Raw genomic sequence first — 13,378 nt, forward strand, 5'->3', positions numbered from 1 at the left:
TTTTTATTTCAGTAAGAGTTATTCTTTTGTAAACAAATAATCTTTCCCACCTTGTTTTAGAGTCATTTCTTTCTTCTCAGAATTAAATTCTAGAACGATTCCTGCGGTATCAAATTTAAAGATATTTACAGTTGTTGCTTCTAGAGGAAAAGAAGGCTGGCCTGTGGCTTGAGCGATTAAAGTATTGTCTTTGTTGGAAATGCTTATTTTTAACGGGATTTGTAAGCTGTCATAAGTTCCCGAGTAGGAATCCAGTGTTGCAGAGGTGATAGCAACGTTGCTAAAGACCGGCATTGTAAAGGGTCTGTTGAAATAAGAATTTAGTGCGCATAACATGATATTGTTGTTGTCATAACCCATTCCGTTTGAAGTTAGGGCTAAAGCTAATTTTTCATTTGGGAAATAGCCTGCAACAGATCTGAAACCGTCAATTCCTCCAGTATGTCCGTAACTTTTTCTGTCGTAATATGGAAATTCAAAAAGACCCATTCCGAATTTGTCTTTAATGGTTTTCATTTGGTTTAAATGTTCTGTAGAAACTACTTTTCCTGCAAAGAGATTTTCATAGAAAAGATTTAAATCAGTAGGATTAGAAACTACTGCTCCGGCTCCAAGCGGAATCGATGCGTCGGTTTCACTTTCTTTATTCCATTTTCCTTCAAGTGTATAAGAATAACATTCGTTGTTGTTCAGGTTGATTTTGCTGCCCAAATAAGTGTTTTTTAGCTTTAGAGGTTTTGTGATTTTTAGACTTAAAATTTCACCATAAGACTTCTTATAAATGTCTTCGAGTATAAACGACAATAGTATGTAATTTGAATTGCTGTACTGACCTTTTGTATCAGGTTCAAAAACGACGACACCGGCAGAAATACGTTCGATCATTTTGGCTCTGGATTGGAATTGAGTATTCCATTTTAAGTAATCATCATCGTCTGTAAAGTCGTGCATACCACTTCGGTGATTTAGTAAATTACTGATTGTAATTGTTTTGGCATTTTTTACCGTTGGAAAATACTTGTCAATGGTTTGATTTAAATTGATTTTATTTTCTTCTATAGCCTTAAAAATTAAAGAGGCTGTAAATGTTTTAGAGATCGAGCCAATTCTGTATTTGGTCTGTATACTTGATTTTTTTGCGTTTGCAATGTCATCAAAACCAATAGATTTGGTGTAAATTGTTTTCCCGTTTTCAGATATGGCAATGCTTCCCATGTATTTGCTGTTTTTTTCTAAAATCTCAAACAGGCTGTCGAGTTTATTTGAATTGAAAGTTTGGGAAAAAGCGCCCGTAGTGATGAGGGCAATGAAACAGATGCTGGTGATTTTTTTCATAAGGATGATTTTTGATTGATTGATTTTTTTAGTTTTAATAATAGGGTTATGAGTAAATAGGATAATACGGTTGATACTAGCATGACAGGAATAAACCAATTACCGAGAGCCTCGTAAGTGTGGTATTTAATTTGGTCCTCGGGATTCATTATTCCTAATGTGAAAACAGAAATAGAGTCTTTATTGATATGAAGACCAACCTGGGAAGGATGCAGGATTTTTGCAAAAATCAGGAATACAAAACCAAATAGGAAAAGGTATAAAATAGAAAAAAAGATGTACGAAATACCATTGGTAATGTTTAATGCCAAAGCTTTGAAAACATGAACAGGATTGAAAGTTTTGGTAGCCTGTTCCAGTTTTTTATCGGCAATTAGAGGTTTTAGAACCTCTTCAGGAGGGCCTAGTTTTTCGATGCTGTCTAAAAGAGAATCAATTTCGTTTGTTCCGTTTCTATGTTGAATGGCTTCAAAAATATGGCTGTTAAATTCCATATAAATGTCGTCCTGATCTATTTTTGACAATGAAGCCGTTGCTTTTTTGATACGCTTCATGTAGTTGTTGTAAATTCGTTGCGAAGCTTTCTGCTCGAATTTGATATCTTCTATTCTCATTGAATGATTTTTTTAATTGATTTTTCGAGATTTTCCCAGTAAATATTCATTTGGCTCAAAGTTGCGACACCGGCTTCGGTTAAGGAATAGTATTTCCTTGGAATTCCGGTTTCCTGTTCAACCCATTTTGAGTCTACCAGCTCTTCTGTTTTTAATCGGTTCATTAATGGGTAAAGTGTTCCCTCCGCTATTTCTATTTCCGTATGTTTTCTTATTTGTTCGATAAGTTCATAACCATAGTACTCTTGGTTTTTGAGTACATTAAGGATAATGAAAGTTAAAGTGCCTTTCTTTACCTGAGACTTCCAGTTTGTTACAAATGTTTCGTTCATGTGGCTAATGTATAACAAAATACATAGTATAACAAAGTATATAGCTAAGTTTTTTAATATAGATATTTAAGTCGTTGATTTTTAAATACTTATAATTATTGTTTATTTTTGCAGATTCTTACGATTGTGTTTTCGTTTGTAGTGTGTTTGCTTGAGATTTTGTTTCTCTTTTGAAATAATGCTTATAGTACCATCGATTTCCAGCATGGCGAGTTTGATATCTGTTAAATGCTCCAGACCATGTTCGCGTGCCGCTTCTTTTAATTCTTCGTGTGAAATATCAAGCTTGCTTAAAGCTTTGAAATCAAGTTCGCCATCATGAATCAGGATTTCAGGTTTGTCCAGTAGTAAATTGCTGAGACCTTTGTATTTGTGAGTCAGTTTTTTGATGATGTAATTGATGATAAACAAAGCCAAAGCCGCAACCAGACCTCCCCAAAGACTAGTGTCCGGGCCAACCATGGCATTTTGAACGGAGTTGCTGATCAATAAAATCAGAATAATATCGGCAGTGTTCAATTGCGAAAGTTCTTTTTTACCGAAGATTCTCAAAGCAATAGTCATGAAAAAATAGACGGAGAGACTTCTTAAAATAATATCTAAATAGGGGGATAGCATCATTTCTTTATTATTTGAATTAAAATAAAACTTTGTCAAAGTTTTGGTGATTAATAGATATTGCTATTTTAACCTTGACATTTGACCCAGATATTTTTAGTGTAGATGACTTTCCAAATAGTATCTTTTTTTTCTAAGTACACTGATTGTCCATGTGGTAATTCTTTTGAGTAATAATCAATTTCCATATAGGCTTTTTTGTTGTCTTCAGAAAAAATAGGAATTGAGAATATCATATAATCTGTAGTGTTTTCTATTTTTGATACCGGTATTGTTTTTATCTTTCCTGCTATATTTTTAGGAACGGTATATTTAAAAAAGCAATTGTTTTGTTCTACAAAGTTTGTTGAATCTTTAAATTTGAATATCTTCTCTCCATTTAAATTTGCATTCAAAAGTCTTTCAATATAAACTTCCGTGTTTTGGAGAATTTTTGATAAATGTGGAGGAAGCTTTATAATTTGTGTTTTTTGGGTTGGTTTCGCATATAAACTCTCAGTATTAATTTTAAGTTTTTTAAAACTTATACAAACTGCGTAAGCATCTTTATTATTTTCAAAATGGTTTTGCTCGAAAAAAGTTTCTATTATCCTGTCAGTTTCAATTTTTCTAATTTTTTCACTAGTGGTGCAGTCGTTTTTATTGCAGCTCACTACAAGTAGTGTTAGAAAGATCAAAATTTTCTTCATTTAGATTTTTTACTTTGATGTTTGCGTTGTTTTATATAAGCTTAAAGTTCTTTTCGATTGCTTTAATCATTTCGCCCGCAACATCTTTGTTGGTAGCGCCTTCGATTCCTTCAAGCCCCGGAGAAGAGTTTACTTCAAGTAATAATGGACCTTTTGAAGAACGAATAATGTCAACACCTGCTACTTTTAAGTCCATGGCTTTTGCGGCTTTTATAGCGATTTTTTTCTCCTCGGCAGTTACTTTTATGACAGATGCAGTTCCGCCTAAGTGAATGTTGGCTCTGAATTCCCCTGGCATAGCCTCACGTTGTATTGCAGCTACCACTTTACCATCGATAACAAAACAGCGAATGTCTTTTCCGTTGGCTTCTTTGATAAATTCCTGAACAAGTATATTTGCATTTAGGCTTTTAAAAGCGTTGATTACACTTTCTGCAGCTTTTTTTGTTTCTGCTAAAACAACACCTTTTCCCTGGGTACCTTCCAGTAATTTCACGATTAAAGGAGATCCTCCAACCATTTTAATTAGATTGTCAGTGTCTAGTGGAGAATTGGCAAATCCGGTAGTTGGGATATCGATTCCACTGTTTAATAGAAGTTGTAAAGAATAGAGTTTATCGCGGGATTGTGTGATTGCGGTCGCTGAGTTCAGAACGAAAACCTTCAATGCTTCAAACTGACGTGTTAAAGCGCAACCGTAAAAAGTAATACTTGGTCGGATTCTTGGGATAATAGCATCAAACTGGTTCAGTATTTTTCCGCCACGATAATGAATTTCAGGTGTTTTGGCATCCAGTTTCATATAACATTCTTTGATGTTCAAAAAATGCATTTCATGTCCGCGCATTTCACCTGCTTCCATGATTCTTTTATTGCTGTACAACTCAGGATTGCTGGCCAAAAGCCCAATTCTTAATCCGGAGCTTGCTTTTTCGGAGTTTTGGTATAATTCTTTTAAGGCTTCAGGACTTGGTTGTCCCAAAAGATATTTTTCTTCGGGATCAACTAGTACACGTCCGCTCATGGCTTCACGGCCTAGAAGCATTCGGAATCCCATAGAATCCCTGTTGGTTAAGGTCATTTCGATTGGCCACTTTATATCGCCAATTTTTAAATGTGTTTGAATAACGTAGCGATGTTCTCTAAAACCGCTTGAGCTTTTTACAATTCTTTTGTCAACCAACGGAGCTTCACAATGAATAATAGTTTTGATATTATTCTGAATTGGATTAATATCGAATTTTACCCAATTGGCATCATTTTTTATAAAAGGAGCTATGTTTATAGCGTGCATTGCCGAAGTTTTGGCACCGGAATCCACACGAGCCTTGATTGTCGGGATTCCTAGTTCTGGAAATGAGCACCATTCTTCGCTACCTAAAATGACTTTGTTTTGAAGCATACGTTGTTTTTTATTATAGAATTTAATAGCCAAAAATAGCTATTTGCTTTTATTAAAGATAGCAAATTATCCAAAAAAAATACCCGTTATGTTATGAAAACGTAACGGGTATTTTATTTTTGTTATAAAATTAAACTAATTTATTGATTAGTTGGCTCTTCGGCTTTATGAATCTCTACGGAAAGTTCCTGAGAATCATCTTTCAGATCCATTAAGATTTCATCACCTGAATGTATTTTTGAAGTGATGATTTCTTCTGCTAATAAATCTTCAACATATTTCTGAATCGCTCTTTTTAGAGGTCTTGCGCCAAATTGTCTGTCGAAACCTTTTTCTGCAATAAATGCTTTTGCTTTATCGGTAAGGCTTAAGGTATATCCTAATTCTGAAACTCGGCTGTACAATTTCTTAAGTTCAATTTCGATAATCAAGTCAATATCGGCTTTTTCTAAGGCATTGAATACGATTACATCATCAATTCTGTTTAAGAACTCAGGAGCAAAGGTTTTTTTCAAGGCATTTTCGATAATGCTTTTTGAGTTCTCATCGGCCTGAGCTACTTTTGCAGCAGTTCCGAATCCTACACCTTGTCCAAAGTCTTTTAACTGACGTGCTCCAACGTTAGAGGTCATGATAATAATCGTGTTTTTAAAGTCGATTTTGCGACCTAAGCTATCTGTCAAATATCCATCATCTAGAACCTGAAGCATCATATTAAACACATCCGGATGTGCTTTTTCGATCTCGTCTAAAAGAACAACGCAATACGGTTTTCTACGAACTTTTTCAGTCAACTGACCACCTTCTTCGTATCCTACATATCCCGGAGGTGCTCCAACTAAACGTGAGATAGCAAATTTCTCCATGTATTCACTCATGTCGATACGGATTAACGCATCTTCCGAATCAAATAATTCTTTTGCTAAAACTTTTGCTAATTGTGTTTTACCAACTCCTGTCTGACCTAGGAAAATAAACGAACCAATTGGTTTGTTTGGATCTTTAAGTCCGGCTCTGTTACGTTGAATAGAACGTGCAATTTTTAGAACAGCTTCATTTTGTCCGATTACTTTGTTTTGAATTAATTCAGGCAATTGGGCTAATTTATTGCTTTCTGTTTGTGCAATACGGTTAACAGGAATTCCGGTCATCATTGAAACGACATCGGCTACATTGTCTTCTGTAACTTCAATTCGGTTGTTTTTAGAGTCTTCTTCCCATTGTTCCTGAGCGACAGCCAGGTCTTTTTCGATACGTTTTTCGTCGTCGCGAAGTTTGGCAGCCTCTTCATATTTTTGTTTCTTAACCACCATGTTTTTCATTTCGCGAACTTCTTCTAACTGACGTTCCAAATCTAAAATTTGTTTAGGAACATCAATGTTGGTAATGTGTACGCGTGATCCTGCTTCGTCAAGAGCATCAATGGCTTTGTCTGGTAAGAAACGCTCAGACATATATCTGTTTGTTAATTTAACGCAGGCTTCAATAGCTTCTTGTGTATAAGTAACATTGTGGTGATCTTCGTATTTGTCTTTTACATTGTTTAGGATAGCAATTGTTTCTTCAACAGAAGTTGGTTCGACAATTACTTTTTGAAAACGTCTTTCAAGGGCGCCATCTTTCTCAATATATTGTCTGTATTCGTCAAGAGTTGTAGCTCCAATACATTGGATTTCACCTCTTGCCAAAGCAGGTTTGAACATGTTTGAAGCATCAAGCGAGCCTGTTGCTCCACCTGCACCTACGATAGTGTGAATTTCGTCGATGAAAAGAATGATGTCATCATTTTTCTCCAGTTCGTTCATCACAGCTTTCATTCTTTCTTCAAACTGACCGCGGTATTTTGTTCCGGCTACTAAACTGGCCAAGTCAAGTGTAACTACACGTTTGTGAAAAAGAATACGGGATACTTTTTTCTGAATGATGCGCAAAGCTAGTCCTTCTGCAATAGCAGATTTACCAACTCCCGGCTCTCCGATAAGAAGTGGGTTGTTCTTTTTTCTACGGCTTAGAATTTGAGAAACGCGTTCGATTTCTTTCTCGCGTCCTACAACCGGATCCAGTTTTCCTTCCTCTGCCATTTCTGTTAAATCTCTCCCAAAATTGTCCAAAACAGGAGTCTTGGATTTTTTGTTTGACTTATTGGCGGGATTGTTAAAACTACTTTCTTTAAGACTGTCATCTTGTCCTGAATCGTCATTATACGATTCGTTTCTTGGCAAGTTTTCTAAGAATTCTTCTTCGTTTGGAGTCATATTTAAATATTGTTCTTTAGCTATGTCATAATCTATTTTTAGTTTATTCAATAGCTTGGTTGTTGGATCGTTTTCGTTGCGTAAGATACATAAAAGCAGATGTGCCGTGCTAATTGACGAGCTTTGAAATACTTTTGCTTCCAGAAAAGTGGTCTTCAGGGCTCTTTCCGCCTGACGCGTGAGATGAAGATTTTTCTTTTCGGCATTTACTTCAACGCTTTGATTGGCTGGACTCAGTATTTCTACCTTCCTGCGTAAATGATCTAAATCGACTGCAAGGTTATTAAGTATATGAATAGCTTTTCCGTTTCCATCTCTTAAAATGCCTAGCATTAGATGTTCAGTACCAATAAAGTCGTGGCCCAAACGCAAGGCTTCCTCTTTACTGTAGGTAATAACATCTTTTACTCTTGGTGAAAAATTATCATCCATAATATATAATTGGTATTGTAAATTTAGTGAATTACTGTTTGAAAAACAAAAACCGTACCCATCAGCATCTCCTGACAGCTAAGTGACAAAAAAAATAACAATAAAAGCGTTAAAATACGCTTAATTTATTAACTAAAACCTAAAATAAAGTTGTTAATAAATCATTGAAATAAGTGTAGGTAAATAGCTGAAAAAATTTCAAAAAAACGTATCTTGGCACGCTTTGAAACTAATATAATTATTTAATATAACAACTTATGTCTGAAGGAGAAAAGTTAATTCCTATTAACATAGAAGATGAAATGAAATCAGCTTACATTGATTATTCGATGTCAGTAATCGTATCGAGAGCACTTCCAGATGTTAGAGATGGCTTGAAACCAGTGCATCGAAGAGTTCTTTACGGAATGTATGACTTAGGAGTAACATCAAGATCTGCCCACAAAAAATCTGCAAGAATCGTAGGAGAGGTTCTGGGTAAGTATCACCCGCACGGAGATACCTCTGTATATGATGCGATGGTACGTATGGCTCAGGAATGGAGTATGCGATATTTATTAGTGGATGGTCAGGGTAACTTTGGTTCTGTTGATGGCGATAGCCCGGCAGCAATGCGTTATACCGAGGCTAGAATGCGTAAGATTTCTGAAGATATCATGGCAGATATCGAAAAAGAAACTGTTGACTTTCAGTTGAATTTTGACGATACTTTATATGAGCCAAAAGTAATGCCAACAAGAGTTCCTACTTTATTAGTAAACGGAGCTACAGGTATTGCTGTTGGTATGGCAACAAATATGCCGCCACACAATTTAACTGAAGTAATCAACGGTACATTAGCCTACCTTGATAATAATGATATTGAAGTTGACGAATTAATGACGCATATTAAAGCTCCGGATTTTCCAACCGGTGGTGTAATATACGGTTATGAAGGAGTTCGTGAAGCTTTTAAAACCGGTAGAGGACGTATTGTAATGCGTGCTAAAGTTGGTTTTGAAGAAGTGGATGGAAGAGAATGTATTATTGTTACCGAGATTCCATATCAGGTTAATAAAGCTGAAATGATCAAACGTACGGCTGATTTGGTTAACGATAAAAAAATTGAGGGTATCGCGAATATTCGTGACGAATCGGATAGAAATGGTATGCGTATCGTTTATATTTTGAAACGTGATGCTACACCAAACGTAGTATTGAATACCTTATATAAATATACTTCATTACAATCTTCTTTTAGTGTAAATAATATTGCACTGGTAAAAGGTCGCCCACAAATGCTGAATCTGAAAGATATGATTCACTATTTTATTGAGCACCGTCATGATGTAGTAGTAAGAAGAACTCGTTTTGAATTACGTAAAGCAGAAGAAAGAGCTCATATTTTAGAAGGTTTAATCATTGCTTCAGATAATATTGATGAAGTAATTGCGATTATCAGAGGTTCTAAAAATACCGAAGAAGCCCGTGAGAAATTAATCGAGAGATTTAATTTGTCAGACATTCAGGCACGTGCAATTGTTGAAATGCGTTTGCGTCAGTTAACAGGTCTGGAACAAGATAAGTTAAGAGCTGAGTTTGATGAATTAATGAAGTTAATCGAACATTTGAAAGCCTTATTGGCAGATGTAGATTTAAGAACGAATTTAATTAAGGAAGAACTTGAGGAAATCCGTGAAAAGTACGGAGATGAGCGTCGTTCTACTATCGAATATTCAGGTGGAGATGTTAGTATCGAAGATTTAATTGCCGATGAAAATGTTGTAATTACAATTTCACATGCTGGTTATATCAAACGTACCAATCTGACAGAGTATAAAACTCAAAATAGAGGAGGGGTTGGACAAAAAAGTGCAGGAACAAGAGATCAGGATTTCCTTGAGCATATGTTCGTAGCTACCAACCACCAATATATGATGTTCTTTACACAAAAAGGAAAATGTTTCTGGATGCGTGTTTATGAAATTCCGGAAGGAAGCAAAACGGCAAAAGGTAGAGCAATCCAAAACCTGGTAAACATTGAAAGTGATGATAAAGTAAAAGCTTTCATTTGTACACAGGATTTAAAAGATAAAGAGTATATCAACAGTCATAATCTTGTAATGGTTACCAAACAAGGTCAGGTTAAGAAAACATCTTTAGAGAAGTATTCTAAACCAAGGGTAAATGGTGTTGCTGCTATTACTATTAAAGAAGGTGATGAATTACTTGAAGCTAAATTAACTAACGGAGAGAGTCAAATTATCCTGGCTGTTAAATCAGGTAAATTGGTTCGTTTTGAGGAAACCAAAACGCGTCCTATGGGAAGAACTGCTTCAGGAGTACGTGGAATTACTTTAAAAGACGATACCGATGAAGTAATTGGAATGGTAACTATTGATAAAGAAAATGTTAACGATTCTCAAATTTTGGTTGTAACTGAAAACGGATACGGAAAACGTACGAAATTAGTAGATGATGATGGTGAGGATGTTTACAGAATTACAAATCGTGGCGGAAAAGGAGTTAAAACCCTTAACATTACAGAGAAAACAGGAAAACTAATCTCGATCAATGCGGTAACAGATGCTGATGATTTAATGATTATCAACAAGTCTGGATTAACCATTAGAATGGCTATTGAGGATTTACGTGTAATGGGGCGTGCTACTCAGGGAGTTCGATTGATTAACCTAAAAGGTAAAGATTCTATTGCTGCGGTAACAAAAGTAATGAAAGATGATGTTGCTGAAGTTGTTGTAGACGAAGATGGTAATGTTATTGAATCGGCAATTGAGAGAGTGAAACCGGATTTAGAGGTTCTTGAAGATGACGGTGTTGTCGAAGATGATGATGACGATGATGATTCAGAAGTAGAATTAGAGGATGAAGATGATTCTGAAGAAGAAGAATCGGAAGAATAGTAGAAAATAAACCACTTATAATTAAATACACAAATTGAATATTATGAAAAGTAAATATGTAATACTTGCGTCAGCATTATTGATTTCAGTAGCTACTTTTGCTCAGAAGGATCAGATTAAGAGTGCTGAAAAAGCATTAAAAAGCGGAGATGCTCAAGGAGCACTTACGATATTAAAAGATGCTGAAAATATGGTAGTAAATGCCAAAGATGTTGAACAAGCACAATACTATTTTGTAAAAGGTAATGCTTATTTAGATTTGGCTAATAAAAAAGTAGAGGAGGGGAAAAATCTTTCTCTTGCTGCTGAGACTTATAAAAAACTAATTGATGTTGAAAAAGCATCTGGAAAAGTTAAATATTCTACTCAGGCTGCGACTTCTATTATTGAAATAAAAGGAAAGTTGATTAATGCTGCAATTGCTGATTCTCAGGCAACCAAACATGCTGATGGAGCAAAAAAATTGTATGATGCTTATTTGTTAGATAAAAAAGACACAATCAATTTGTACTATGCGGCTTCTACGGCAGTAAATGCTCAGGATTTTGATCTTGCTTTACCGATGTACGAAGAGTTAAAAAAATTAAACTATTCAGGAAAAGGAACTAGTTTCACGGCTGTAAATAAAATTTCGGGTAGTGAAGATGGTTTTAACAATGCTAAAGACAGAGATTTAGCAGTAAAATTAGGAACTCACGAAAAACCTAAAACAGAAGCTATTCCTTCTAAAAGAGGTGAAATCTACAAAAATCTTGCTTTAATCCTGGTTCAAAAAGGACGTAGTGAAGATGCTAAGAAAGCTATTGCAGATGCAAGAAAGGCAAATCCGGAAGATTCTTCTTTGATCTTGACTGAAGCTAATTTGTATTTGGAATCTAAAGATTACGAAACATACAAAAAACTAGTAGGTGAGGCTTTGCAAAAAGATCCAAACAATGCTGATTTAGTTTTTAACTTAGGTGTTATCAGTGCGAATGCAAAAAACAATGTTGATGCTGAGAAATATTACCTAAAAGCGATCGAAATCAATCCAAACTATGCTAATGCTTACCTAAACCTTGCAGCATTAAAATTAGAAGCTGAAAAACCAATCATTGATGAAATGAATAAATTGGGGACTACTGCTAAGGATATGAAACGTTACGATGTGTTGAAAGCACAAAGAGAAAGTGTTTTCAAAGGAGTTATTCCTTACCTTAAAAAAGCGAATGAGTTAGATCCTAAAAATGAGGATGTTTCTAAAACTTTATTAGGGGTTTACAAAGCGTTAGAAATGACCGCTGAAGCAAAAGCGTTGAAAGCGACAATGTAATTAACGGGAGTTAATACTCAATAATTTGAAATTCCAAATTCCAATGATGTTTAACATTGTAGGGATTTGGAATTTTTTATTGGTATGTATAAAAGCTTAGTATTTTCAAAATCCAAATTCCAATGATACCTGGGATTATTGGAATTTGGGTTTTAAAATTTGGAATTTTCTTAAGCGATTAGTGTAACGGACAATGTGATAGTAGTGTTTAAAAGTTTGGAAATTGGGCAAATCTCTTTTGCTTTTGCTGCTGTTTTTTCAAATTCCTCTTTAGAAATAACTGGCACTTTTCCTTTTAAATCCAAATGAATCAAAGTGATGGAGCCATCTTCAAACGTTACTGTGGCCTCTGTGCTTAAATCATCTGCTGTATAACCACCTTCGTTTAGTAAAAAACTTAATTGCATCGTAAAACAGCCGGAATGAGCTGCGGCGATAAGTTCTTCAGGATTTGTTCCAACACCGTCAGCAAATCTTGTTTTAAATGATAATTGTGCGTTGTTTAAAGTAGTGCTCTGTGTGCTGATCGTCCCTTTTCCTTCCATACCAGTTCCTTTCCAATTGGCATTTGCTTTTCTTGTAAATTTCATTGTCTTGTGATTTGAATTAGTAATTAGTTTTATATCCTGTTGATTGTCAGTAGATAATGCGATTATCAAATATAATCAATATTTTACAGAATTGTTTTATGAAGTTTAATGAGAATGTTAAGTTTCAGGTTTTAGCTGAAATGGGTGAAAGTTTTGCCGTAAAGTCTGTGAAGATTGGAGTTATTTGTTTGTTTGTTTGTTTGTTTGTTTGTTTGGAAAGCGGAAAATTTACAAAGTTTTACCGGGATTTAGATTTGCGAACTTTGGCTGCCCAGAGATTAGACATTGTAGTTGTAATTGTTAAGTCCCTACGGGACAGATTTGCCAAGGGAGGAGTTGTGTAATTACCTATATGTAATCTCTACGAGATTTTTTATGCTTCTATTTTAGTAAAGTAAAGTAAAGTAAATTAAAGTAAGCTAAAGTAAAGTAAAGTAAAGTAAAGTAAAGTAAAGTAAAGTAAAGTAAAGTAAAGTAAAGTAAAGTGTTTGGTGATTATGGTGCTTTCAGGTAAAAGTGCTCCTTTAGGAGCTTAATACTGGTAAAAAAGAGCCAGCCTTAATGTGGAGTGTCCCATGGGGACTACATATTGGTTTCGTTTATGTAATTTGTGTTAAGTTGCTTTTACAGGTAAGGTTAAAAGCTTTGGGACGGATTTGTAATGCAAAAAAAAGCTGTAGTGAAAATCTGCATTTCACCTTTTGTGTTTAATTGTAATGTTAAGTTTAGTTTTTTGAATTGGAATGATTTTACCTTAAAGAACGTAAGGTTCTGTTTTGCATTGCAGTTAGAAAAAAAAACACAAAATTCGCAAAGCTTTGTATTTATTTAGCTTTGCGAACTTTGTGTAAACCACTGCACGCTTTGTGGTAAAATGTGAACAGGATAAAAAAAAC

11 protein-coding genes are annotated in these 13,378 nt (G+C 35.0%); 3 read left to right on the forward strand and 8 right to left on the reverse strand.

The window, feature by feature from the left end; genetic code table 11:
- Positions 1–18: 18 nt before the first annotated feature.
- From AC3IS6_RS14045 to AC3IS6_RS14075, 7 genes are all read right to left on the reverse strand, one after another.
- A complete protein-coding gene (locus tag AC3IS6_RS14045) occupies positions 19–1,335 on the reverse strand; it encodes a serine hydrolase domain-containing protein (protein WP_489160218.1) in 1,317 nt (438 codons plus the stop codon).
- Positions 1,332–1,949 (reverse strand): hypothetical protein, encoded by a 618-nt coding sequence (locus AC3IS6_RS14050; protein WP_489160220.1) that lies wholly within the window; start codon positions 1,947–1,949, stop codon positions 1,332–1,334. The genes AC3IS6_RS14045 and AC3IS6_RS14050 overlap by 4 nt, the downstream gene beginning before the upstream one ends.
- On the reverse strand, positions 1,946–2,281 hold the full coding sequence (locus AC3IS6_RS14055; RefSeq protein ID WP_489160222.1) for a PadR family transcriptional regulator: 336 nt from the start codon (positions 2,279–2,281) through the stop codon (positions 1,946–1,948). The genes AC3IS6_RS14050 and AC3IS6_RS14055 overlap by 4 nt, the downstream gene beginning before the upstream one ends.
- Before the next feature lie 102 nt (positions 2,282–2,383).
- A complete protein-coding gene (locus AC3IS6_RS14060; protein WP_291286544.1) occupies positions 2,384–2,899 on the reverse strand; it encodes a DUF421 domain-containing protein in 516 nt (171 codons plus the stop codon).
- 68 nt (positions 2,900–2,967) lie between these two features.
- Positions 2,968–3,588, reverse strand: a complete 621-nt coding sequence (locus tag AC3IS6_RS14065; RefSeq protein WP_489160224.1) for a hypothetical protein — start codon at positions 3,586–3,588, stop codon at positions 2,968–2,970.
- Between the two features lie 31 nt (positions 3,589–3,619).
- Positions 3,620–4,990, reverse strand: a complete 1,371-nt coding sequence (rimK, locus tag AC3IS6_RS14070) for a 30S ribosomal protein S6--L-glutamate ligase (protein ID WP_489160226.1) — start codon at positions 4,988–4,990, stop codon at positions 3,620–3,622.
- Between the two features lie 140 nt (positions 4,991–5,130).
- Positions 5,131–7,677 carry an ATP-dependent Clp protease ATP-binding subunit gene (locus AC3IS6_RS14075; protein ID WP_173966661.1) on the reverse strand — a complete coding sequence of 849 codons (2,547 nt, stop codon included), beginning with the start codon at positions 7,675–7,677 and terminating at the stop codon, positions 5,131–5,133.
- A gap of 257 nt (positions 7,678–7,934) precedes the next feature.
- Here AC3IS6_RS14075 and gyrA point away from each other — a divergent pair, with 257 nt between their 5' ends.
- Both gyrA and AC3IS6_RS14085 read left to right on the forward strand, forming a co-directional pair.
- Positions 7,935–10,580 (forward strand): DNA gyrase subunit A, encoded by a 2,646-nt coding sequence (gene gyrA, locus AC3IS6_RS14080; protein WP_489160228.1) that lies wholly within the window; start codon positions 7,935–7,937, stop codon positions 10,578–10,580.
- A gap of 43 nt (positions 10,581–10,623) precedes the next feature.
- Entirely contained in the window at positions 10,624–11,892 is a 1,269-nt protein-coding gene (locus AC3IS6_RS14085; protein ID WP_489160229.1) for a tetratricopeptide repeat protein, read from the forward strand.
- 170 nt (positions 11,893–12,062) lie between these two features.
- Here the strand turns inward: AC3IS6_RS14085 and AC3IS6_RS14090 are convergent, their stop codons facing one another.
- Positions 12,063–12,482 carry an OsmC family protein gene (locus AC3IS6_RS14090; protein WP_489160231.1) on the reverse strand — a complete coding sequence of 140 codons (420 nt, stop codon included), beginning with the start codon at positions 12,480–12,482 and terminating at the stop codon, positions 12,063–12,065.
- 98 nt (positions 12,483–12,580) lie between these two features.
- Here AC3IS6_RS14090 and AC3IS6_RS14095 point away from each other — a divergent pair, with 98 nt between their 5' ends.
- Positions 12,581–12,826 (forward strand): hypothetical protein, encoded by a 246-nt coding sequence (locus AC3IS6_RS14095; protein WP_489160232.1) that lies wholly within the window; start codon positions 12,581–12,583, stop codon positions 12,824–12,826.
- Positions 12,827–13,378 lie beyond the last annotated feature (552 nt).

Source organism: Flavobacterium sp. KH_035 (assembly GCF_057839565.1).

What these genes read in the sequence shown, in the direction of transcription:
- AC3IS6_RS14045 (WP_489160218.1), bottom strand. Translation starts at nt 1,335, where the DNA reads ATGAAAAAAATCACCAGCATCTGTTTCATTGCCCTCATCACTACGGGC.
- AC3IS6_RS14050 (WP_489160220.1), bottom strand. Translation starts at nt 1,949, where the DNA reads ATGAGAATAGAAGATATCAAATTCGAGCAGAAAGCTTCGCAACGAATT.
- AC3IS6_RS14055 (WP_489160222.1), bottom strand. Translation starts at nt 2,281, where the DNA reads ATGAACGAAACATTTGTAACAAACTGGAAGTCTCAGGTAAAGAAAGGC.
- AC3IS6_RS14060 (WP_291286544.1), bottom strand. Translation starts at nt 2,899, where the DNA reads ATGCTATCCCCCTATTTAGATATTATTTTAAGAAGTCTCTCCGTCTAT.
- AC3IS6_RS14065 (WP_489160224.1), bottom strand. Translation starts at nt 3,588, where the DNA reads ATGAAGAAAATTTTGATCTTTCTAACACTACTTGTAGTGAGCTGCAAT.
- rimK (WP_489160226.1), bottom strand. Translation starts at nt 4,990, where the DNA reads ATGCTTCAAAACAAAGTCATTTTAGGTAGCGAAGAATGGTGCTCATTT.
- AC3IS6_RS14075 (WP_173966661.1), bottom strand. Translation starts at nt 7,677, where the DNA reads ATGGATGATAATTTTTCACCAAGAGTAAAAGATGTTATTACCTACAGT.
- gyrA (WP_489160228.1), top strand. Translation starts at nt 7,935, where the DNA reads ATGTCTGAAGGAGAAAAGTTAATTCCTATTAACATAGAAGATGAAATG.
- AC3IS6_RS14085 (WP_489160229.1), top strand. Translation starts at nt 10,624, where the DNA reads ATGAAAAGTAAATATGTAATACTTGCGTCAGCATTATTGATTTCAGTA.
- AC3IS6_RS14090 (WP_489160231.1), bottom strand. Translation starts at nt 12,482, where the DNA reads ATGAAATTTACAAGAAAAGCAAATGCCAATTGGAAAGGAACTGGTATG.
- AC3IS6_RS14095 (WP_489160232.1), top strand. Translation starts at nt 12,581, where the DNA reads ATGAAGTTTAATGAGAATGTTAAGTTTCAGGTTTTAGCTGAAATGGGT.